We start from the raw sequence: 21,349 nt of genomic DNA, 5'->3' as shown, positions 1-21,349 counted from the left end.
AAGAAGGTTCCGCATTTTCTATAGACTCACTACGAGTTCAATTGTCAGCAAGATGATGATGAGCATCACCCACACCGCCCAAACGAGTCGCCACTTCTCCCAATCAAACCGCTTCACCATTGCATAGACAGTGAGATACAGTGCGATGAGAAGAGGAACGACGACCCATGGATTCTCTAACATCACGCCTCGATGTCGCCATCCCAAGCGAGCATACCGCCCTCAACGTTTACGACTTTATATCCGTTTGACTCTAAGTGGTCACATGCCGTCACACTGCGGCCGCCCGAGCGACAAATGACGTGGTAGACGTTGTCCTGTGCTAACTTTTCTGTCACTTGCGGGAATTCAGACAATGGGTAGAGCGGTACGTTCGGGATATGCCCTGCGTCATATTCGTCTTGTTCGCGCACATCGATGATATGGAGCGACTCCCCGTTTTCTAGCTTTTCTCGTAATTCAGTTGCATGAATATTTTGCATACGTATTTCCCCTTTCGATATTGGATTCCTCTTTTAGTTTACCTCAGCTACCACTCAAAAAAACATGAAAAAAGCACCCTTCTACCTAGAAGGATGCTTCGGACTTACGCTTCGTTGCGCTCGTCGATTGCTTGTGCTGCTGTGATGAGTGTCAATTTGTAGACATCCTCTTCGTTACAGCCACGTGATAAGTCATTTACTGGTTTATTGAGACCTTGAAGGATTGGACCGATCGCTTCGAATCCACCGAAACGTTGAACCATCTTGTAGCCAATGTTTCCTGCTTCAAGACTTGGGAAGACGAATACGTTCGCTTTACCCGCCACATCAGAACCTGGTGCTTTCTTCGCCGCTACGCTAGGGACGAATGCTGCATCGAATTGAAGTTCTCCATCGATTGGAAGGTTCGGTGATTTTTCTTTCGCAAGGCGTGTCGCTTCCACAACTTTCTCTGTTTCAGGTGACTTCGCAGAACCTTTTGTCGAGAAGCTAAGAAGGGCGACTTGTGGGTCGATCCCGAACGTCTTCGCTGTCGCTGCTGATAAGAATGCATTTTCTGCTAAGTCCGCTGCGTCTGGTGCGATGTTGATCGCACAGTCCGAGAAGACGTATTGCTCGTCGTCACGCACCATGATGAACACACCTGACGTCTTTTTGATGCCTGTTTGCATTTTGATGATTTGAAGTGCCGGACGTACCGTATCAGCCGTCGCGTGCATCGCGCCTGAGACAAGACCTTCTGCTTTTCCTGTATGAACGAGCATCGTTCCGAAGTAGTTCACGTCCGATGTGAGGAGTTCGCGCGCTTGTTCAGCCGTCGCTTTCCCTTTGCGACGCTCGACGAATGATTCGACGAGAACATCGATGTCTTCGTACGTCGCTGGGTCGTATTGTGTTAAACCTGAGATGTCGAAACCATGTTTTGCCGCAACCGCTTCGACGTCTGCTTTCGCACCAACGACGATTGGTTCTACCATACCGTCCGTTTTCAATCGAACCGCAGCTCCAAGAACACGCTCATCGACGCCTTCTGGAAAGACGATCGTGGGACGAACCGGGCTGACTTTTTGCTTCAACGTTTCAAATAATTTCATAACGAATGAACCCCTTTTCTCAATTTACAGCATGACTGCTAATGGTTTTGCCATTGACTTGTGTCTTTACGCGATTTCAATTATACACAGTACCCTTTTCAAAATAAACTATTCTGCCCATTTCGTCATAAATCGCTTAGAATCAATCATTATATGAATAGAACAGTTTCTCCAAAGTGACTGATACAGCCATTTTTGTAGCCGTTTTCATGTTTCTGTCCTCTGTTCTTTACCCGTCATGAATCGTGATAACCCTCACAGTGCCTCAAAGTTGCCAGTCAGTGAAGCGTGTATGGTAAAATAGACGGCGAAGCCAAGTCCCGAAAGGAGATTTTTTATGTCAGAACGTCCAGTACCTACAACAGATACACAACATGCCGCCGCCACATTAGACGGATGGTATTCACTCCATGATTTCCGCAAGATCGATTGGGCTCGTTTGAAGCTCGTCGATGCCGAAAAGCGTCAACACATGATTGACGAGTTCACAACATTCCTCGCTTCTCTCGAAGAAATCGAAGCAAAAGGTGAAGGAAGTCACGCCTTCTACTCGATTCTCGGTCAAAAGGCAGACCTCGTCTTGATGGTGCTTCGCCCGACATTCAACGAACTTGAAGATGTTGAGCGTGCGTTCCGCAAAACAGCATTATACGACTATATGATTCCCTCATATTCATACGTGTCTGTCATCGAGCTCGGTATGTATCGTGGATCTGGAGATGGGGACCCGTACCAAAACCCACACATCCGCTCACGCCTCTATCCGACACTTCCAAAGGCCGCACACATTTGTTTCTACCCGATGAGCAAGGCTCGTCGTGACGGAGACAACTGGTATATGTTAGCGATGGATGAACGGAAAGACCTCATGTATCGTCACAGCATGATCGGTCGTAGCTATGCCGGTAAGATTCAGCAATTCATCGGTGGGTCAACAGGATTCGATGCATGGGAATGGGGCGTCACGCTCTTCGCTGAAGATTCACTTCAATTTAAGAAAATCGTCTACGAGATGCGCTTTGATGAAGTGAGTGCGAAATACGGTGAGTTCGGTGACTTCTACGTCGGGAACATCTTACCGAAAGAAAATTTGAGAACATTCTTTAGCGTATAAAAGGTTTACGTGTATAACACCTCGGGAATTAAAGATGATGTAAGCAAGTCATCCTGATCAACGAGGTGAACAACGATGCGCGTGTTCAAAGAAACCGATCGAGACACTGCGGAACGTTTAGATTCGTTCATCGAACGAATGGCACCGACAGCAGAATTAGTCCAACATCGATTTGAAGAGCAACTCAAACATACACAGCAAAAGGGTCAGGCGAGCGCCTGACCCTTATTTTGTCGTGGTGACGTGAAGTGCGTCGCCTAAGAAAGTAGCCAATTCAAGCATGCCGTAGCGCCCTGCTTTCGCTTCGGCTTCGGAATTATAGTTCGTATTCGTATTGACGTCGTAGGCGTAGACGTTGCCGTCTTCATCTCGGATGATTTCGATCCCGGCGATGTCAATCGCATTCACTTTAAGGAACTGCTCAAGTTGCGGAATGATCGGGTCATCGAATCCTTCGACGATTTCGAACTTCGCCGGCGGCGTCTCCCCGACCGGACAGAACTGGTCTTCAATCGAGCAAGCGTCTGCCGGGCAGAGCTCGAAGCCTTCCGACGTATCGACACGGACCGCATATAGGAACTTCCCGCCGATGAATTCACAGCGGGTAATATACGGTTCTGGTGCTTCGATATACTGTTGAATGAGCGTGATGCCGTCAACCGAGTCCTCGAACGAGGGACCATATACATATTCTTTGAGTCCTTCGATCGTATGGAACAATTGGACCCCAAGTCCTTTCCCGGCACGATTATGTTTCGTGATGAACGGTGTCATGCCCAGCTTCTCAGCCGCCTCGATGATTTGCTTCTTACCAACTGCCGCAATCGTCTTCGGTACACGGATTCCTTCGCGTCGAAGCGCCGTATATTGATTGACCTTGCTCACTTCAAGACGGATGGCACGTGTGCCGTTGAACACGGTCCGGTCGTTCGCCTCTAACCAAGCGAGGACGCCTTCCGTCAATTCAGGGGCGTACCGATGCCCACGTGTGTGCGAAGAGGCGCTCATACGATTATAAAAGACACCTTCCGGGGGCGTTGCTTCGAGATCAATCGTCCCTTGGTCCAAGTGCCATAGTTCATAAGGGTACTGTAGTTCTTCTAAGCGGTGAACCAGGTGATTCGTCCATTCTTCGTTCTCATGAATGACGTGAATTTTAGACATCATCATCCCTCCTTATATGATGTGTTTACTTTACCACATTCATAACCGACAATTCCAATTTGCATAGTTTGTATAATCGTCAATTCTGAAATATCAGACGATTTCATGGTACAATGAACTTAATAGTATTGTTTTTTGAAAGGATGTGTTGTGTTTGCCCGTACCTGTTATAAGTACTGATGTACTCATTCTACTTTTCGGTCTACTCCTTGTAGCCGGTGTCATGGCGACGCGAATCTCGACTCGATTCGGCTTACCGGCCTTGATCTTGTTTATGGGGATCGGCATGATCATGGGAAGTGACATTACCGGTCTCATCTTCTTCGATGATTCAAATTTGGCACAGTTAATCGGAGTCGCCGCATTAATTGTCATTTTGTTTGAAGGGGGTCTCCAGACGAAATGGACGTCGATGCGGAACGTTCTCGTTCCAGCCGCCTCACTTGCCACGTTTGGTGTCTTGATTACGACGACTGTCGTCGCCGTGGCCGTTCGTTTCGTATTTGGTTTCGATTGGATTGAATCTTTCCTATTCGGCGCGATTATTGGTTCGACCGATGCAGCGGCCGTCTTCGCCGCATTCAAAGGAAAGAATATCTCACCGAAAGTCGGTGCGACACTCGAAGCCGAGTCCGGCACGAACGACCCGATGGCGATGTTTTTAACGATTCTCGCCCTCGACTTTATGTTGAAGCCCGAGACGACCATATGGGATGGCATTTGGATGTTCGTCCTTCAAATCGTTGTCGGAGCATTCATCGGCTTTTTACTCGGACAATTGTCTCGTCTCATGTTGAATCATTTGAAACTAGAATCGAGCGGACTACATGCAGTTCTGATGATTTCGATGGCATTCCTCACATACGGTGTCACGGCTTACTTGTTGGGGAGCGGACTACTCGCGGTCTATATCGCTGCGATGATTGTTGGCAACGCGGATACGGCGCACGAAGTGACCATCGTCCAGTTCTCAGAGGCACTCGCATGGATCATGCAGATCATCATGTTCGTCATCCTCGGATTGCTCGTCTTCCCTCGTCAACTCATCGAGCCCGACTTAATTTGGAAAGGTATACTTATTTCCTTTGTCCTTATGTTCGTTGCTCGCCCCATCGCCGTTTATTTATCGACACTCGGGATGGCGTTCACAAAAAAAGAGAAGTTCTTCATTTCTTGGGCCGGTCTAAAAGGAGCCGTACCAATCGTGCTCGCAACTTTCCCGTTAATCGCAGGAATTGATGACAGTCAACTTCTATTCAATGCCGTCTTCTTCGTTGTCGTGACCAGTGCCTTGATTCAAGGAACGACGTTGACTCCACTTGCCGAGAAGTTAGGGCTACTCGGTCCGGATAAAATCCGTTCCCCCTATACAATCGCCCTCGTTTCCAGCAAACAGTCCCAACATAAACTCGTTCCTTATGTCGTCACGGAGAGCTCCTCGATGATCGGCAAGACGCTAGCGGACATCACGCTCCCGCCGAACACCGTCGTAAACGCCATCGTCCGAAACGAATATTTGATTCCGCCGAACGGACAGACAGCTATCGAAGAAGGCGATCTCTTATACGTTCTCGCCTCGATGTACCGTCATGACCAACTCGACCAAAAGTTTGGGGAAGACGGTCTCGATCGAGTGGAATTATGAGTAAACGAATAACCGGTGCTTCATGCGAAGCGCCGGTTTTCTTATGCGTGTATTTGTTTTGCCGAACGAATCAACGTCTCGACGTCGCCTGTTCTCCCTTCATGAAGTGCCTCGACGATAAAGCTTCCGACGACGACACCGTCACATGCATTCCCAAGCGTCTGCACTTGTTCCGGACGATGTACCCCGAATCCTGCTAAGACGGGAACACGTGACTGCTCTGTCAATCGAGTCAAATGGGTGAGTAGTTTATCCGGGAACACATCAGTCTTCCCTGTTGTGCCTTTGAGTGTGACCGCATAGACGAATCCTTCAGCCTTCTCTAAGATGGATGCCGTCCGTGCCTCGCTGCTCGTCAACGTAACGAGTGGGATGACTGCGACTTCCTGGCGATCGACGTTCGAAAACAATTGAAGACTTTCTTCAAATGGAAGGTCTGGAATGATGACTCCGCTCACCCCACACTCATTCGCCCGGTCAAAGAACGGTTGGACCCCGAACCGAAACACCGGGTTCAAGTATGTCATCAAGACAATCGGCACAGTAAATCGATCATTTCCTTCTATTAAATGGTTCAACACCATTTCAAGCGTCACACCCGCTTCAAGAGCGCGCATTCCTGCCGCCTCAATGATCGGTCCATCGGCCACCGGATCAGAGAATGGGATTCCGAGTTCGATCGCCGTCGCCCCCATCTGTTCTAGCTCAACAATAGTCGGGATGAGTCGTTCTATCCCTCCGTCACCAGCCATAATATAAGGAACGAATGCCGCCCCTTCTCGCTCTCGAATCGCTGTCTCTAGTTTCATCGTGTTGCCACCTTCTCTCGGATTGTGTGGACGTCTTTGTCTCCGCGTCCAGATAAACAAATCACCAGTGTATCGTCTTCTCCCATCGTCTTCGCGAGCGTTTCTGCGTAAGCGAGAGCATGCGAAGACTCTAAGGCAGGTATGATTCCTTCTTGTCGACTGAGTGCGAGACATGCATCGAGTGCCTCATCGTCCGTGACGGCTGCGTAACGGACCCGTTCAATATCTTTCAAGAAGCTGTGCTCTGGTCCTACCCCTGGATAATCGAGTCCGGCTGAGATGGAATGTGCCTCCTCGATTTGACCCGCTGCGTCTTGCAACACATACATGAGTGACCCATGCAATACACCGACTTCTCCTTTTGTGAGTGTCGCCGCGTGTTTGTCCGTATCGATGCCGCTCCCTGCCGCCTCGACACCGTAGAGTGCGACCGACTCATCATTCAAAAACGGATAGAACATGCCCATCGCATTGCTCCCTCCACCGACACAGGCGACGACGGCATCTGGAAGGCGTCCCGTCTGTTCGAGGATTTGACGGCGTGTCTCTGTCCCAATTACGCTTTGAAAATCACGAACCATCTGCGGGAACGGATGCGGGCCGAGAACGGAACCCATCACATAGTGCGTATCGTCTACGTGTTTGACCCAGTAACGAAGCGCTTCATTGACAGCATCTTTTAACGTGCGACTTCCAGATTTGACGGGAACGACCTTCGCTCCGAGCAATTCCATCCGAAACACGTTCAACGCTTGGCGCTCGACGTCGACCTCCCCCATAAAGATGGTACATTCCAGGTCGAGTAATGCACATACCGTCGCGGTCGCGACACCGTGCTGACCGGCCCCCGTCTCGGCGACGACTTTTTGTTTCCCCATCCGTTTCGCAAGGAGCGCTTGCCCAACCGTGTTGTTGATTTTATGGGCACCGGTATGGTTCAGATCCTCTCGTTTCAAATAGACGTTCGTTCCAAGACGACGACTTAGATTCGACGCATAATAGAGTGGCGTCTCACGTCCTACGTATTCACGTAATAAGGAAGAGAAGCGTTCTTGAAACTCAGGGTCTTGCTTCGCCTCTTCGTAAGCAGCCTCCAATTCTTCGACCGCCTGCATGAGTGTCTCCGGAATGTACTTTCCACCGTATTGTCCAAACTTTCCGTTCACTGGTTGTGCATACATCATAGTTCCTCCTTGGCGCGTTGAATGAACGCACGAATTTTTTTGATATCTTTTACACCGTCCGTCTCGACACCGCTCGAGATATCGACGCCGTCTGGTTGGATCGTTTGAATCGCTTGTCTCACATTGTCAGGAGATAGACCGCCTGCTAGCCAAAATGGATGTTTCGGCCGGTCGCTCGCGCCCCAGTCTAATACCTGTCCACTTCCCGGAGTCGGATGATCCATCAATCGCACATCCGCCGCCTCCTCGGTCGATGCATCGATAATTGGTAATCCGAAAGTGCGGAGTTGTTCCATTGACTGCGTCCGATGGTGAATTTGTAAATCCGTCAGTCCCACGTCCATCGCTTGCTCGATGTCTTCCATTGAAGGATTTAAAAACACACCAACGATTCGAACCGATTCGGGAATATAAGCTGCTAGCTCCTTCGCTCTGCTCACGTCGATTTGGCGGGAACTCGGTGCGAATACGAACCCGATGGCATCTGCTCCCGCTTCGACCGCCGCCTGGACCGCTTCCTCTGTCTTTAATCCACAGATTTTAACGAACATGTTTTCAACTCCTCGAGTAGCCGGGTCGGGTCTTCTTCACGCATGAGTGCTTCTCCGACGAGGATGGCACTTGCGCCGGCTTCTTTCAGACGCGCTGCCGCTTCGACGGTGCTGACCCCGCTCTCACTGACGAATGTGACGTCGGGATAGCGATTCATCAAGTCGATTGATGTCTCAAGAGCGACCGCGAACGTTTTTAAGTCTCTGTTATTGATGCCGATCAACACGTCATCGAGTTCGAGTGCGATGTGTAACTCCGCTTCGTCATGTACTTCAACCAATACGTCGAGACCGATGGAGCGAGCGTATCGCGTCAGTTCATGGAGACGTGTCGGATGTAAGACCGCCACGATAAGAAGTGCAACACTCGCCCCGTAATGCTTCGCATAGTCGAGTTGCCGTTCATCGATGATAAAGTCCTTACAGAGCACCGGGATGGTGACAACATCGGCGACTTGTCGCAAATCGTCAAAGGACCCATTGAAATACGTCGTGTCTGTCAATACCGAAATCATCGTCGCACCGGCTTGTTCATATTGACGGGCCCGTTCGGCGACATCGACCGTTTCCCGAATCATTCCTTTCGAAGGAGACGACCGTTTAATTTCAGAAATGATATGGAATCCCTCGCTCATTACATGTAATAGAGAGATCGGCTTCGTCACGGTGACATCGATGGGTTGCATGCCACTCACTTCTTCAATTTTCGTTCCGATGATTTTCTTTAAATAGCTCATGCCTCTACCTCCGTACGTTGTAAGTGTTGTAATACGCGTAACGCGTGCCCTTCATCGATACTGCGTTTCGCTTCTTTCACACCTTCTCGAAGCGTTGCGGTCGTGCCGTACGTGCAAAGGGCAAGTGCCGCATTCAATAAGACGACGTCTCGCGCCGGCCCTGACTTTCCGTTCAACACAGCGAGCAGCGTCGCGGCGTTCTCTTCCGGTGTGCCTCCGCGTAATGCTTCGAGCGGTGCCCGCATCAAGCCGACATCTCGTGGGTCGATCGCGTAACGCGCTGTCTGTTCCCCATCAAAGAAATACACGTCGTTCACACCGGCGAGACTCGCTTCATCGAGTCCGCCTGCACCGTGGACGACCATGCCGCGCTCCACGCCTAGATGTCGCATCGCGGTCGCCATCTTCTCCAGTAATGATGGATGGTAGACACCGACAAGTTGTCGCTTCGGACGAAGTGGATTCGTCAACGGCCCGATTTGGTTGAAGATGGTCGCAGTTGCGAGGCGTTTACGGACCGGCATGACATGTTTCATAATCGGATGGACATGCTGGGCGAATAGGAAACTGAGATTCGTCCGTTCCAAGTCTTCATGTACTTCCGCCGCCGTTTTCACAATCGGAACGTTCAATGCCTCGAGGACGTCCGCACTTCCCGACCGGCTCGACACACTTCGGTTGCCATGTTTCGCGACTGGTACTCCAAGGCCGGCCAAGACGAACGCAACGGTCGAGCTGATATTGAACGTATGCGCCCCATCGCCGCCGGTGCCACAAACATCAAGAACGGATAAATCGCTTTGGGGGAACTGAGCTGCTTCTCGAATGTATGCCGCGAGTCCCGCCATCTCTTCAGCTGTTTCCCCGCGTTCTTTCATCGCCAGTAGCACTCGTTCGATTTGCGCTTCATCCGCTTGGAACATTTCACTTGCTGCCACTTTCATATCTGCTGTTGATAACGAGTTTGTCTCCAATTGTTGAATCATCTTCTCTTCCCCCTCTAAAAATGTGTATAAAAAAACTCCATACGACAATCGTCGTATGGAGGACGGTTCTAGACCGCGGTGCCACCTCTCGTTGATTCCAAAGAATCCACTCTCCGATGCAATCACATCGTATCCTGATAACGGGGGAAGCCGTCACGACCTACTTTCTTCAGTCGTGCTCTCATGAGCCCATTCACGCGGACGCCTCGGTCAGGATCTCACCATCCCTGACTCTCTGGACGAAACGTCTTCTCACGCTACTCTTCTCAATCCTCGATTTGTGTTATTGAAACGAAAAAGGGGTTACCCGTCTCCTCATAGCCTACGCTACAAGAAGGACGAGTAACCCCGTGGTGCCACCTTCGTTGGTTCCGAAAAACCCACTTCACGGACAATCATCCGCTTCCCCGTGATAACGGTGGGTAACCCGCTAAAGCCTACTCAAAGTTCGGTTTAGAGCTCAGAAGTCCATTCGCGACGTCCTATATACTGATTCGCACCAACCATCAGCTCTCTGTCATACAGGATTCATCGTTACTTCTCTTCGTCGACGCCTTTATTCGTTTCAGTTAAGTTAACTCGTACTATACAGGGCAGATGTTTCCGTGTCAAATAAAAAAAATTATAAAACTTCGCCTCTATATGTGCACCCCGAAAACAAGGAACCTTCACCGGTTTTTCGAATTGACATTGTTTTTTTCTGTCTGCTATAGTCGTCCACAACAACATTTCACTCAGCTAAAGGAGAATCGATTTTGGAAACAAACAAACTAAAACGCGAGCTGTCCACCCGGCAACTTACGATGATTTCCCTCGGGAGCGCCATCGGAACCGGGCTCTTCCTCGGAAGCGGGCTTGCGATTCAAACAGCTGGCCCGAGCGTACTCGTCAGCTATGCCATCGGGGCGTTCATCGTCCTCTTACTGATGGGTGCACTCGCCGAAATGACGGTCGCCCATCCAACATCCGGATCATTCGGAACAATTGCCGAGCGCTATGTTCATCCACTCGCAGGCTTTCTCGTCCGTTACTCTTACTGGGTCGCAAATGTACTAGCTGTAGGGGTTGAGGTCAGTGCGATCGCCATCTATATGCGCTATTGGTTCCCTGATGTGAACGGGTTCGTCTGGGTCGCCCTCTTCGGTGGACTACTCATTTACGTCAATGCCCGTCACGTTCACACGTTCGGGACGACTGAATACTGGTTATCCTTCATCAAAGTAACTGCCATTATCCTATTCATCGTCCTCGGTGCCGCTACATTGTTCGGCGAACCAGGATCACCGATTGAATCGATCACGACAGGAAACGAAGGATTCTTCGCTTTCGGATTTTACGGAATGTGGGTGACGATTTTCATCTCCCTCTTCAGCTTCCTCGGAACCGAACTCGTCGCCGTCACAGCAGGAGAAGCGAAAGACCCGGACCAGGCCGTACCACGCGCTTTACGTGCTACCGTGTTCCGTCTGACGTTCTTCTATGTCATCACGCTCGCCATCATGCTTATGCTCATCCCATGGCAGCAAGCGGGGATTGACCAAAGCCCGTTCGTGCTCGTCATGGAACAGTTCGACGTCCCGTTCGCGGCCGGCATCCTTAACTTTGTGATTTTGATTGCTGCTTTGTCAGCGATGAACGCGCAACTCTATGCATCGACACGCATGATGTACTCGCTCGCCGAAGCCGGTGATGCACCGAAAGCGTTCAAAAAAATCAGCAAAAACGGCATCCCGATGTTCGCGCTACTTGTTTCCACGGGCGGAATCGTTTTGGCTGCTTTATTACAAGTGTTTATGGAATCGTCATATCCGTTCTTAATGGGCATCTCGATGTTCGGCGCCATTTTCACATGGTTCATGGTCTTCGTCTCTCATTTGTTCTTCCGTAAGAAATGGACGGGACGAAAGCTCCCTGTCCGCATGATTGGTTATCCGTTCCTTCCAATCCTCGGAGCCATCTTACTCCTCAGCCTCATGATCACGACATGGTTCACTGACTTCAATATTATGTTGAAGTTCGGCATTCCATGGTTGATTGGGTTGACGGTTATCTATTACGTGCGTGAACAAATGCGTAAAAAACAAGATCGTCCAAGCGACATCGAGCAAGCCAACTAACGAGCATCCCTTCGCAATTAGCGAAGGGGTGTTTTTGTACGCACAAAAGCCCCTTTCGCAATCGAAAGGAGCTTTTTGTATAGGGCATCAGAAAAACTGACGCGGATTGACCGTGCTACCTGCGCTCGTTGCCGAGTATGAGTAGCCGCCTTTATGAATCTCAAAGTGCAAGTGCGGACCTGACGAGTTCCCTGTGTTTCCAAGCGTTCCGATGTTTGATCCTTGTGTCACACGCTGTCCTGAGCTGACAGATACCGAGTTCATGTGCGCATACACTGTCGTCCAAACTTGACCGTTGATGACGTGTGCAATCATGACGTGGTTCCCGTATGCGCCACCCCAACCTGCACGAATGACCGTACCTGTTGCCGATGCACGGATCGGTGTCCCTGTAGGACCTGCAATATCTAAACCGTTATGGAACGTGTAGCCATACGCACCGCTCGCTGGACCCCATCCTTGTGAGTAGCGTCCTGAAGCCGGTTGAATGAACATCGAGCTAGATGGAGCTGGTGTCGACGTCGTCGGTGCAGGTTTTGGAGTTGGTTTCGGTGCTGGAGCCGGTTTCGGTGCCGGCGTTGGTGCTGGAGCCGGTTTCGGCGCCGGTGCAGGTTTTGATGCCGATGTCGACGAAGTCGTATTGTTTGAAGACGACGAAGACGGGGTATTCGATTTATTGTCCTGCTTTTGTTGTGCAGCTTGTTGACGTGCCGCTTCTGCTTCTCGTTCTGCCTCTGCCTTACGAGCTGCCTCAGCTTGACGTGCAGCTTCTGCTTGGCGTGCTTCTTCTGCTTTACGTGCCGCCTCTTGACGAGCTGCTTCTTCAGCGCGACGACGAGCTTCCTCTTCTTCACGACGTTGTGCCTCGATTTCAGCCGCAATCGCCTGTTCTTGTGCCACTAACGTCGCTTCAATCTCTTGAAGGTCGAAGATTTGCGATTCGAACTTGATGTTTTTCTCTTCAAGTTCTTTAATACGTTTTTCACGTTGTTTCATTTTCTTCTCAAGTTCAGCTTGGCGAACCTCAAGTGCTTTTTGTTGTTCTAGAAGTGAAGCACGTTCTGTTTTCAAGTCAGCTTGTGCTTTTTTCAACGACCGTTGTGTCGCTTCATAGTCATCGAACAACTCTTGGTCACTACGTTGAATCGTTCCTGCCGTAATCATACGTGTGACGAGGTCAGAGAAGTTTTTCGAACCGAAGATGAACTCAGCCCAATTGATTGAACCGCCACCGTTCTTTTGCATCGTGGCCATACGTTCTTTCATCATTTCTTCTTGCGCCTTCATTTTTTCTTGATAGTCTTTAATGTCGGCTTCAAGATCCTCGATTTTCATCTCGGTACGTTTGATTTCTTGGCGCTTCATCGCAACATCATTGATGATGTCTTGCAATTGCGCGTCCATTTTATTGACTTCTGTCTGTACTTTTGAAATCTCTTCTTTGTTCACTTCAATCTTTGAAGACGTTTCCGACTGATTTTCCTTTACGCTATCGCGCTTTTCTTGCACTTTTTGTTGTTGTTCTTGCTTTTCTTTAATCGAAGTCGATGCATCCGCGACTGTATGTGTGCTAATCAGCATCACACCAAGCGTTAGCGTCGAGACTGTGCGTTTCCAGTTCATGAATGGGGTACATCCTTTCTTAAATGACAAATCTGGGTACCAGTTAAACTACATATTTTTAAGCCGTTTCAGTATGTAACAAAAACGATCAATCAGTTGAGTTTCAACACGACTAATTATATCTAACTGCTAGATATTTTCCTGTTAAAGTTATATTTCAATTTTATTACGCAAGAACAAAAGCGCCTATAACGAATATATGCAACTTATTATTTATCAATATCTTTTTTAATCGTCCGGTTTGACATCTTTCTGTAATGTTTTATGTAAATAGAAAATGGTTTACCCTATTTTCAAATAACAATTAAACTGATAATGCATAGGTTTTCCAATTGATGGGATGACCCTTCAAAAAAATCCATGCGTTTGCTTCATGAAAACATGAGCAAAGACATGGATTTTGAATACATATGTTACTTTTAAAGCTTCATCGCACCAATGATGACAAAAATCCAGGCTGCAATGAATAGGACTCCGCCAATCGGTGTCACGGCTCCTAGTTTCGTGATGCCAGTCAGTGCCATGACATATAAGCTTCCGGAGAAAAAGACAATTCCTGCAAACATGAGCCAGCCGGCAATGTTAAACTGGCTGATACTTACGCGCATGAGTAGTGCCGCAATCCCGATGATGCCGAGCGCATGAACCATGTGGTAGAGCACGCCCGTCTGCCAGTTCGCCAACATATTCGGCGCCAATCTCTCTTTGAGCGCATGGGCACCGAACGCGCCGAGCGCCACACCGAGTGCCATCAATCCGGCACCGATCATTAACAACATCTTCATTTTTATTCCCCCTTATCTAACTTTTCGTGCTGGTAAATTCCACTTCCGATAGTAGGATATCACTCGAAGTGTTGCTACGACAATTAAAAGCGTATAGACGACAAGACCACCTTCAAGTTTAAAGTAATACGTAATGACCGCAATGAGAATTGCCCAAATCGCGTACACTTCAGACTGTAAAACGAGCGGCTTACGCCCGGCCAGTAAATCGCGGACGACTCCACCCCCAACCCCAGTGAGGACAGCCGCCGCAATCGCAGCGGAGAGAGGTAAATCGAGTTTTATTGCGACTTGTGCTCCCTGAAAGGCGAATGCGACGAGACCGATGGCATCGACAATGACACCCCAGCGCTCCCAATGTGGCAATACGACACTCGGTAGCAGGAAGATGAGGAGCGCAACAAGAAAACATAAAATAAATAAATCATTCTGTTGCCAAATCAAACTGACGGGGTTTCCTAATAGGACGTTTCGAATCGCACCGCCTCCAAAGGCCGTGATGAAAGCGAGCAGCCACACCCCAAAAATATCGTACTTTTCATCCATCGCAATGATGGCTCCGCTCGCCGCGAACGCAATCGTTCCGACGACGTTGAGCAATTCCCACTCCATGAACATCCCTTGCCCTTTCTTCAACGCATTGTATGGTAAAGTATAGTTACAAAAAAATCAGGTCAGTCGAGCGACTGTCGTAAAGGATGTCGGTATTAATATGAAACGTATCGCTTTGTTCCGCATATGGATTATCGTCACCATGTTCGCCCGATTCATCATTCGCTTATACGCTTTTTCACGTAAACAACAACAAGGTGTAGCCACGACAGAAGAATACGAAGCACTCATGCTCAAGCTTGCTCGCGAGTATAAACGCAACGCCCTGCGGCTCGAGGGCTTGTTAATCAAGCTCGGACAATTCTTATCCATTCGGGCAGACTTGTTGCCACCAGCCGTTTTAAACGAGCTGTCTGAGCTCGTCGATCGGGTCCCGACATCCGGTTGGGACAAGTCACGCGCGATTTTAGAGGCGGAATGGGGCGTTCCGTACACACAAGTCGTCAAAGACGTCGGAATCGACGCCGTCGCCTCGGCTTCTATCGGAGAAGTATACGGTGCCACCCTACTTGAAAACGGTAAACGGGTCGCCATCAAAATCCAACGTCCCAATATCGAAAAAATCATCCGTACCGACTTCCGTGCTATGCGGATTGTCACGTCGATGTTGAAGCGGACATCCCTCGCAAAATCGACCGACTTAGATAGCTTATATCGCCAAATGATTTTTGTCATCGGGGATGAACTAAATTTTCAAACCGAATTAAAAAACGCCTTATATTTCAAAGCCAAGTATGCTGATAATCCAGACGTCTATATCCCAGATTATCACGAGCATCTCTGTACGAATCGTGTCTTGACGATGGATTGGGTCGATGCAAGACGCATCACCGATCTCGCCTTCTTAAAAGAGAACGAGATTGATCGCTCCGCCCTAGCCGAACGACTGTTCACGCTCGCGGCCGAACAATTGTTGTTCGGTGGACAGTTCCATGCCGACCCCCACCCCGGAAATGTCCAAATTCGGGCAGACGGGACAATCATCCTGCTCGACTTCGGTATGGTCGGACAGACGACGGCGCAAGACATGGCGACGATTCGAAACATCTTACAGGCGTTCATCTCCCTCGACTATGACAGCATCGTCGATGGGTTAGAAGATTTACGTTTTCTCTTGCCTACGGCGAACAAACAAAACATTCGTCAAGCGCTAGAGAAAGCCGTCACCTTTTACTTAGAGACCGATATCGACACCGTTGATACAAGGTTGATCGAGAAAGTGTTACAAGATATTCAACTGCTCGTCAAAAACGAACCGATTCAACTCCCGGCAGAATTCGCCTTCTTCGGCCGAGCCGCCTCGACCTTACTTGGTATTCTGCAAATCTTAGATCCGAAAATCGACCTGTTCACACTCGGTAAACCGATTGTCATCGAATGGCTCGAGGAAGACGGGACGACGCTACAAAATCGTTATGTGAAGACCGGGATCAACTATGCGAAGAAATTGTTGAACGTTCCCCCGCTTCTCGACAACTACTTAAAAGAACCGACGCGAAAACGCCTGTCGGAGCAAGCGATGTTCCAACGAAACTTGGAATCAAAAGAACTCTTGCACCGCCAGACGTTCAATGCCATCGTTATGTTACTCGGTTTATTAGTCGGACTGCTGGGCTATATCCGACCAGATGAGTGGCTGTTTTGGTCAGGTGGCGTCGTCTCTGTTTTGGCTTATTTCAATTGGAGGCGCCTCGGACGAAAGGTTCGTCACGTGGCACGTCAAGATTTTCGTGTATAAGCGAACCGTCACTTTTAGAAGTGGCGGTTTTTTGTTGAATCCACTGCGCGATATAAGAACCGACGTCACGCATCATACGAGGCGTCGTCCAGCCCATCGTCGACACTTGAATGACGTTCGCCCGTTTTAAGTAGTCACTCTCATATTGTACGAGGTAGCCCTGATACGACAGTTGTCGTCCGAGCTCCATCGAGGACTGACCACACGGAACCGGAATCGTGATGATACCAGATGATTGGGCGGGACTCACCTCGATACATAGGCCGTTCTCGTGGAGCGAGTTGATCAGAGCCACCATCTTCTCTTCATGCGATGCGACCTCTTCGTCCGTCAGTTCGTCTAACGAGACCGCCATCGCCGCAAGAAGCGGCTCTGATTGTGTGAAGGCAATCGGTTTGTAGAGTGACAAGTCCAGGTAGCGTGGTACATCTCGTAGCGCTTCCGCTCGCTCTTTCATCGCAACGAATGCGAGACCAGGGGCGTTCCGTAACGCCTTTCCTGAGGAGAAGGTCACGTAGTCCGCAAAGGAATAGTCATAATCGAATGTCCCAACCGTACTGATCGCATCGATGGCGATGACACCGTTCCACGAATGAAGCGGTCCCAAGTCAATTAGAATTCCTAGGGATGTCTCACAATGAACGGTCCACACCCAGTCCGGAGCAATTCGATCAAGTTGAGAAACATCCCACTTTCCATCTTGGTCCACTCGAATGACATCAAACGAGCGGTCTACACGCCGGGCATGCTCGATCAGTCGTTCTCCAAATTCGCCAGCGTTTAAAATCACGCCGTGTCCTTCCAAACGAGGCGCGACCGCATCATTTGCGACCGTCCCACTTCCGAGAAGTGTATAGATGTTAGGAAGTTTGACTCGTTCCGACAGTTTTTGTTGCACCGCTTCAAGTAGTCGTCCTGTCTCTTTCGAACGGTGCGGACGTGGTTGCTTCGAGAGTCGTGCTCTCACACGTTCTGAACATTCGACGGGACCCGCGAGCAAACTTTTCGGTCGAAGCGTCGTCGCTGATTTGGATTCGTAAAAAGCATCCCTCGTTAACATCATCGGGACATATCTCGCTTCTTCTGAACCAATCGGATCAGCAAACGGCAAAAACCCGAATCGATGATAGAGCAATTGTTCACGTGTCGTACCACTGATGACGATGCCATCGATGTGGCGCTCCGTTGCATCTTCGATGACCGCTCGCATCAGACCTGCGAACGTGCGATTGCGACGATAAGGTTTGGTCACAGCGAGGAGGCGAATCTCGAGCCACTCCCCTTCAGGAATACTCACTCCTTTTTGTTCCAATGAAAATGGCCGCTTCCCTCTTAATGCACACATGGCCACGACTTCCCCGTTCATTTCCCCAATCCAATATGTATTTTCTTCGTGAAATCGGTCGATGAGTCGCCGCTCTGAGTTCGGTGGATGTTGCGGAATCTCTTCAACGAACGTTTCGTAATTCAACCGATGAATTGCGTCAAAATCGGATATTACAGCTTTTCGGTAAACAATCATGGTTTCCCCTCCTTCACATGATGATAGATAATCACAGCTGCGATGAGCACTGCCCATATGATGTCTCCAACACTTCCAAGCGCAGCGAGTGGAAGTAAGACGAGCATCACCAGTCCCGTCTCACGGGAATTACCTGTTCCTTTAATCAACAACAACAGAAAAAGGAGCCCCCCGATAAACCACCACGGGTCATACGCCCATATGATTCCAGAAAAAACGGCATATCCCTTCCCGCCCGCACGGATTCGCCAAAACGGATAAATATGACCGAGCGTGAGCGCGAACGCCGTCTGCCAAAAATACGGTCCGCTCACCTGTAAGACAAGAATCGTCTTGAGCACGTCGAATCCATACACGATGAGAAACGCCTTCACCCCTCCGATGCGATGCGCGTTGCGTGCACCGGTATTTTTCGAACCGGATGTTGCTAAATCATGTCCACTTAATAACCCATATAGCCTGCCTCCGAGCAGACTTCCGACTAGATAGCCGACAATGATAATCCACATCATATCCCCTCATTTTTTGGAAGTTTGTGTGCGTTTCAGAAAAACGGGTATCCTCTAATTAACTGTGCACTTTTTGGAAAGGGGAAATCAAGATGCGAGAAGAGAAAAACTACATTAACGGGGAATGGACTGAAACCGATCAAACAATCGAAGTACGCAATCCGGCGACAGGAAATGTGATGGCCGTCGTGACGAAAAGCGATACGAAAGAAGCGACACAAGCCGTCGATGCCGCGCATGAGTCACTCCGGGAATGGCAACAAAAGACCGCAGAAGAACGAGGCGAATTACTTAATGAGTGGCATCGTTTAATTGCAGAACATACGGAAGAGCTTGCCCGAACAATGGTCGAGGAACAAGGGAAACCGCTCAAAGAAGCAATTGGTGAAATCAACTACGCGAACGGATTCATCGACTGGTACGCAGCGGAAGGTCGCCGTGTGTATGGTGAGACGATTCCTGCCTCATCGAACCAAAAGCGCATCTTTGCCATCAAGCAACCGATCGGGGTCATCGCAGCCATCACCCCTTGGAACTTCCCGGCTGCCATGATCACGCGAAAAGTTGCCCCGGCACTCGCTGCAGGCTGCACGGTCGTTATAAAACCTGCATCAGCGACTCCACTGACTGCCATTGAACTCGTGAAATTAGCCGAGAAAGCAGGATTCCCAAAAGGGGTCATCAACTTGGTGACAGGACAAGCTTCCGACCTCGTCAAAGCGTGGCAACAAGATAAACGAGTCCGAAAATTGACATTCACAGGCTCAACAGAGGTCGGAAAAATGCTTATGCGTGATGCGGCGGACACGATGAAAAAAATTTCACTCGAGCTAGGTGGGCACGCCCCGCTCATCGTCACGGCCAAGGCAGACTTAGATAAAGCCGTCCCGCAGGCAGTCGCGACCAAGTTCCGCAACGGCGGACAGACATGCGTCTGTGCCAACCGAATTTATGTAGAACGCGCTGTCGTCGATGATTTCTCGGAGCGTTTCATCAAAGAGGTCGAATCTTTAAAAGTTGGGAATGGGTTAGAGGAAGGTGTCGATATCGGACCACTCATCGATGACGATGCCCTTAGTAAGGTCGAAAAACATATCGAGGACGCCCAGATTCGTGGTGGTGAAGTATACGGTGGCGAAGTGTTAGACGGTTTATTCATTCGTCCTGCGGTCATCCGCTATGCGAATGAAGACATGCTCTGCATGAATGAGGAAACGTTCGGTCCGGTCGCGCCGATTGCCACATTCGATTCACTCGATGAAGTCATCAATCGGGCGAACAATACTCCGTTCGGGTTAGCTGCCTATCTCTTCACGCAAGACATCAATGAAGCGGTCTATTTAGCGGAATCGTTAGAGTACGGAATCGTCGGTGTGAATGACGGGCTCCCGTCAACACCTCAAGCGCCGTTCGGTGGATGGAAAGAGAGTGGACTCGGACGAGAAGGTGGCCATCACGGCATCGAGGAGTTTTTAGAAGTGAAATATATCTCACTCGGGTTGTGAATCCAGGTATTCAAAAAGGCTTGTCGGCACGCGCGACAAGCCTTTTATTATCGATTGATCCATTCGACTAAATCGTTCGGCGACTTGATTACGTGATCCGCAAGCGCCCACTCTTCTTCATTGCCGAACCCGAATCCTGTTAAGACGACCGGGAAGTCGTGGGCGCGGGCCGCCTCTACATCTGACTTACGATCCCCGACCATGATATAGTCTCCCTCACCGTGACGGACACGGTGTGCTGTCAGAATATCTGCCTTTTTTTCGCCGCCGACAGACTCCAAGCATTCAGGTGCCGTCATATATGGACGAATCTGTTGCGTATCTAATATCAGGTTCATGTAATGAACGCCGCAGTTACTCGCTGTCGTCAGCGTGTGGCCTTGCTCGTGAAGCGTCTCCAACATGTTACGAATTCCGTCAAATAAAACATTTTGTCCTTCTATTGCCTTCTCCAACGTCGTGTGACGCAACCTGCGAATGAGGTGAATCTCTTCAAGTGTCGCTTCAGGGATGACATGTTCCCAAAACGCGTTGCCTGCCAACCCATATCCAGAGCGGACGGCCTCTTCACTCGGTTTTGGAAGGTGTGGAAGTTCCTCGAGCGCCTCATGAATCGCCTGTGTCATCGGTCCGGTTGTATCTACTAACGTGCCATCAATATCAAATAAAATAACTGCCATTGGATGTTCCCCTCTCTTTCACTCTCTCCCTACCGTAGCAGAATCCCCGAAAATGCAAAAGTGAAAACGTGGTGACAAAAAAGCGACTGAACGAATCTGTTCAGTCGCTTCAATCATCCTCGCCAAAAGTTCATTCCGCCTTTTACCGAATAGACGTCCGTGTATCCGGCACTCTTGAGCATCGCTGCGGCACGTTGGCTTCGCATCCCACTCTGACAGATGACGTAAACAGGACGTTCTTTTTCTTTCGGGTATTTCGATTGCGCATTCCCGAATCCTGAAAGGGGGACATTTTTCGCTTGCTTGATGTGTCCGCCACGATATTCATGCGGTTCACGCACATCTAACAATTGAAGGTTTCGCTCTTCCGCGATTCTTCGCTTCAAGTCGTCTGTCGAAACCGTTTTGACGTTGTTACGACGACTCCACCAGAAATACACGAGTCCAATGACGACCGCTACAAAAAGAAAATCCAACATATTTACGCCTCCA

Annotated in this window: 22 protein-coding genes and 2 other annotated features; of the genes, 6 read left to right on the top strand and 16 right to left on the bottom strand. The window is 49.5% G+C overall.

Annotated features, from left to right (window positions below):
- Positions 1 to 18: 18 nt before the first annotated feature.
- The 3 genes from P400_RS15710 to pta all read right to left on the bottom strand — a co-directional run bounded on the left by P400_RS15710 (position 19) and on the right by pta (position 1,576).
- The gene (locus P400_RS15710; protein ID WP_026824983.1) at positions 19 to 183 is read right to left on the bottom strand and encodes a hypothetical protein; all 165 of its coding nucleotides are present in this window, start codon (positions 181 to 183) and stop codon (positions 19 to 21) included.
- On the bottom strand, positions 183 to 482 hold the full coding sequence (locus tag P400_RS0104125; protein WP_026824982.1) for a rhodanese-like domain-containing protein: 300 nt from the start codon (positions 480 to 482) through the stop codon (positions 183 to 185). Before P400_RS0104125 ends, P400_RS15710 begins: the two co-directional genes overlap by 1 nt.
- A 104-nt stretch (positions 483 to 586) precedes the next feature.
- Entirely contained in the window at positions 587 to 1,576 is a 990-nt protein-coding gene (gene pta / locus P400_RS0104120) for a phosphate acetyltransferase (protein ID WP_026824981.1), read from the bottom strand.
- Positions 1,577 to 1,913: 337 nt separating this feature from the next.
- Between pta and hemQ the strand changes: the two genes are divergently transcribed.
- Together hemQ and P400_RS15705 are read left to right on the top strand one after the other, a co-directional pair.
- Positions 1,914 to 2,690 (top strand): hydrogen peroxide-dependent heme synthase, encoded by a 777-nt coding sequence (gene hemQ, locus P400_RS0104115; RefSeq protein WP_026824980.1) that lies wholly within the window; start codon positions 1,914 to 1,916, stop codon positions 2,688 to 2,690.
- 75 nt (positions 2,691 to 2,765) lie between these two features.
- Positions 2,766 to 2,912, top strand: coding sequence for a hypothetical protein (locus P400_RS15705; protein ID WP_012727492.1), 147 nt, complete (start codon positions 2,766 to 2,768; stop codon positions 2,910 to 2,912).
- A gap of 3 nt (positions 2,913 to 2,915) precedes the next feature.
- Here P400_RS15705 and P400_RS0104105 read toward each other — a convergent pair whose 3' ends face one another.
- On the bottom strand, positions 2,916 to 3,854 hold the full coding sequence (locus P400_RS0104105) for an ATP-grasp domain-containing protein (protein ID WP_026824979.1): 939 nt from the start codon (positions 3,852 to 3,854) through the stop codon (positions 2,916 to 2,918).
- A gap of 154 nt (positions 3,855 to 4,008) precedes the next feature.
- Between P400_RS0104105 and P400_RS0104100 the strand changes: the two genes are divergently transcribed.
- Complete coding sequence (locus P400_RS0104100) at positions 4,009 to 5,499, top strand: potassium/proton antiporter (protein ID WP_026824978.1); 1,491 nt, start codon at positions 4,009 to 4,011, stop codon at positions 5,497 to 5,499.
- A gap of 41 nt (positions 5,500 to 5,540) precedes the next feature.
- Here P400_RS0104100 and trpA read toward each other — a convergent pair whose 3' ends face one another.
- Genes trpA through trpD form a run of 5 tightly spaced genes read right to left on the bottom strand, consistent with a single transcriptional unit; the run spans position 5,541 to position 9,766 of the window.
- Positions 5,541 to 6,308 carry a tryptophan synthase subunit alpha gene (gene trpA, locus P400_RS0104095; protein WP_026824977.1) on the bottom strand — a complete coding sequence of 256 codons (768 nt, stop codon included), beginning with the start codon at positions 6,306 to 6,308 and terminating at the stop codon, positions 5,541 to 5,543.
- Positions 6,305 to 7,492 carry a tryptophan synthase subunit beta gene (gene trpB / locus P400_RS0104090; protein ID WP_026824976.1) on the bottom strand — a complete coding sequence of 396 codons (1,188 nt, stop codon included), beginning with the start codon at positions 7,490 to 7,492 and terminating at the stop codon, positions 6,305 to 6,307. Before trpB ends, trpA begins: the two co-directional genes overlap by 4 nt.
- Positions 7,489 to 8,043 (bottom strand): phosphoribosylanthranilate isomerase, encoded by a 555-nt coding sequence (locus P400_RS0104085; RefSeq protein WP_026824975.1) that lies wholly within the window; start codon positions 8,041 to 8,043, stop codon positions 7,489 to 7,491. The genes trpB and P400_RS0104085 overlap by 4 nt, the downstream gene beginning before the upstream one ends.
- Positions 8,019 to 8,780 carry an indole-3-glycerol phosphate synthase TrpC gene (gene trpC / locus P400_RS0104080; RefSeq protein ID WP_026824974.1) on the bottom strand — a complete coding sequence of 254 codons (762 nt, stop codon included), beginning with the start codon at positions 8,778 to 8,780 and terminating at the stop codon, positions 8,019 to 8,021. The genes P400_RS0104085 and trpC overlap by 25 nt, the downstream gene beginning before the upstream one ends.
- Positions 8,777 to 9,766: an anthranilate phosphoribosyltransferase gene (trpD, locus tag P400_RS0104075; protein ID WP_034770824.1), complete on the bottom strand. Its 990-nt coding sequence runs from the start codon at positions 9,764 to 9,766 to the stop codon at positions 8,777 to 8,779. The genes trpC and trpD overlap by 4 nt, the downstream gene beginning before the upstream one ends.
- A gap of 55 nt (positions 9,767 to 9,821) precedes the next feature.
- Positions 9,822 to 10,049: a binding site (T-box leader), on the bottom strand.
- A 48-nt stretch (positions 10,050 to 10,097) separates the two neighbouring features.
- Positions 10,098 to 10,326 (bottom strand) — a binding site (T-box leader).
- Between the two features lie 243 nt (positions 10,327 to 10,569).
- On the opposite strand from trpD, the gene P400_RS0104070 reads away from it, so the two are divergent.
- Positions 10,570 to 11,883: an amino acid permease gene (locus tag P400_RS0104070; protein WP_051546005.1), complete on the top strand. Its 1,314-nt coding sequence runs from the start codon at positions 10,570 to 10,572 to the stop codon at positions 11,881 to 11,883.
- An 87-nt stretch (positions 11,884 to 11,970) separates the two neighbouring features.
- On the opposite strand, the gene P400_RS0104065 is transcribed toward P400_RS0104070, so the two are convergent.
- The 3 genes from P400_RS0104065 to P400_RS0104055 form a co-directional block, all read right to left on the bottom strand.
- Complete coding sequence (locus tag P400_RS0104065) at positions 11,971 to 13,506, bottom strand: murein hydrolase activator EnvC family protein (protein ID WP_026824971.1); 1,536 nt, start codon at positions 13,504 to 13,506, stop codon at positions 11,971 to 11,973.
- A gap of 419 nt (positions 13,507 to 13,925) precedes the next feature.
- Positions 13,926 to 14,291, bottom strand: a complete 366-nt coding sequence (locus P400_RS0104060) for a DUF423 domain-containing protein (RefSeq protein WP_026824970.1) — start codon at positions 14,289 to 14,291, stop codon at positions 13,926 to 13,928.
- A 12-nt stretch (positions 14,292 to 14,303) separates the two neighbouring features.
- Positions 14,304 to 14,909 (bottom strand): trimeric intracellular cation channel family protein, encoded by a 606-nt coding sequence (locus P400_RS0104055; protein ID WP_034770820.1) that lies wholly within the window; start codon positions 14,907 to 14,909, stop codon positions 14,304 to 14,306.
- A 94-nt stretch (positions 14,910 to 15,003) separates the two neighbouring features.
- Here P400_RS0104055 and P400_RS0104050 point away from each other — a divergent pair, with 94 nt between their 5' ends.
- Entirely contained in the window at positions 15,004 to 16,641 is a 1,638-nt protein-coding gene (locus P400_RS0104050; protein WP_026824968.1) for an ABC1 kinase family protein, read from the top strand.
- On the opposite strand, the gene P400_RS0104045 is transcribed toward P400_RS0104050, so the two are convergent.
- Both P400_RS0104045 and P400_RS0104040 read right to left on the bottom strand, forming a co-directional pair.
- Positions 16,580 to 18,163, bottom strand: a complete 1,584-nt coding sequence (locus tag P400_RS0104045; protein WP_026824967.1) for a GNAT family N-acetyltransferase — start codon at positions 18,161 to 18,163, stop codon at positions 16,580 to 16,582. The two genes, P400_RS0104050 and P400_RS0104045, sit on opposite strands and share 62 nt — an antisense overlap.
- Complete coding sequence (locus P400_RS0104040) at positions 18,160 to 18,672, bottom strand: glycerol-3-phosphate acyltransferase (protein ID WP_026824966.1); 513 nt, start codon at positions 18,670 to 18,672, stop codon at positions 18,160 to 18,162. The genes P400_RS0104045 and P400_RS0104040 overlap by 4 nt, the downstream gene beginning before the upstream one ends.
- Positions 18,673 to 18,764: 92 nt before the next feature.
- Here P400_RS0104040 and P400_RS0104035 point away from each other — a divergent pair, with 92 nt between their 5' ends.
- Positions 18,765 to 20,177, top strand: a complete 1,413-nt coding sequence (locus P400_RS0104035) for an NAD-dependent succinate-semialdehyde dehydrogenase (protein ID WP_026824965.1) — start codon at positions 18,765 to 18,767, stop codon at positions 20,175 to 20,177.
- Between the two features lie 47 nt (positions 20,178 to 20,224).
- Here the strand turns inward: P400_RS0104035 and P400_RS0104030 are convergent, their stop codons facing one another.
- Both P400_RS0104030 and P400_RS0104025 read right to left on the bottom strand, forming a co-directional pair.
- Positions 20,225 to 20,857, bottom strand: a complete 633-nt coding sequence (locus P400_RS0104030) for an HAD family hydrolase (RefSeq protein WP_026824964.1) — start codon at positions 20,855 to 20,857, stop codon at positions 20,225 to 20,227.
- 113 nt (positions 20,858 to 20,970) lie between these two features.
- Positions 20,971 to 21,336: a rhodanese-like domain-containing protein gene (locus tag P400_RS0104025; RefSeq protein ID WP_034770819.1), complete on the bottom strand. Its 366-nt coding sequence runs from the start codon at positions 21,334 to 21,336 to the stop codon at positions 20,971 to 20,973.
- Positions 21,337 to 21,349 lie beyond the last annotated feature (13 nt).

It is taken from the genome of Exiguobacterium marinum DSM 16307 (genome assembly GCF_000620845.1).
In the GTDB taxonomy this organism is placed as follows: Bacteria; Bacillota; Bacilli; order Exiguobacteriales; family Exiguobacteriaceae; genus Exiguobacterium; species Exiguobacterium marinum.
Note: the sequence above shows the minus strand (reverse complement) of the source record. Positions and strands in the feature narration are given on the sequence as shown.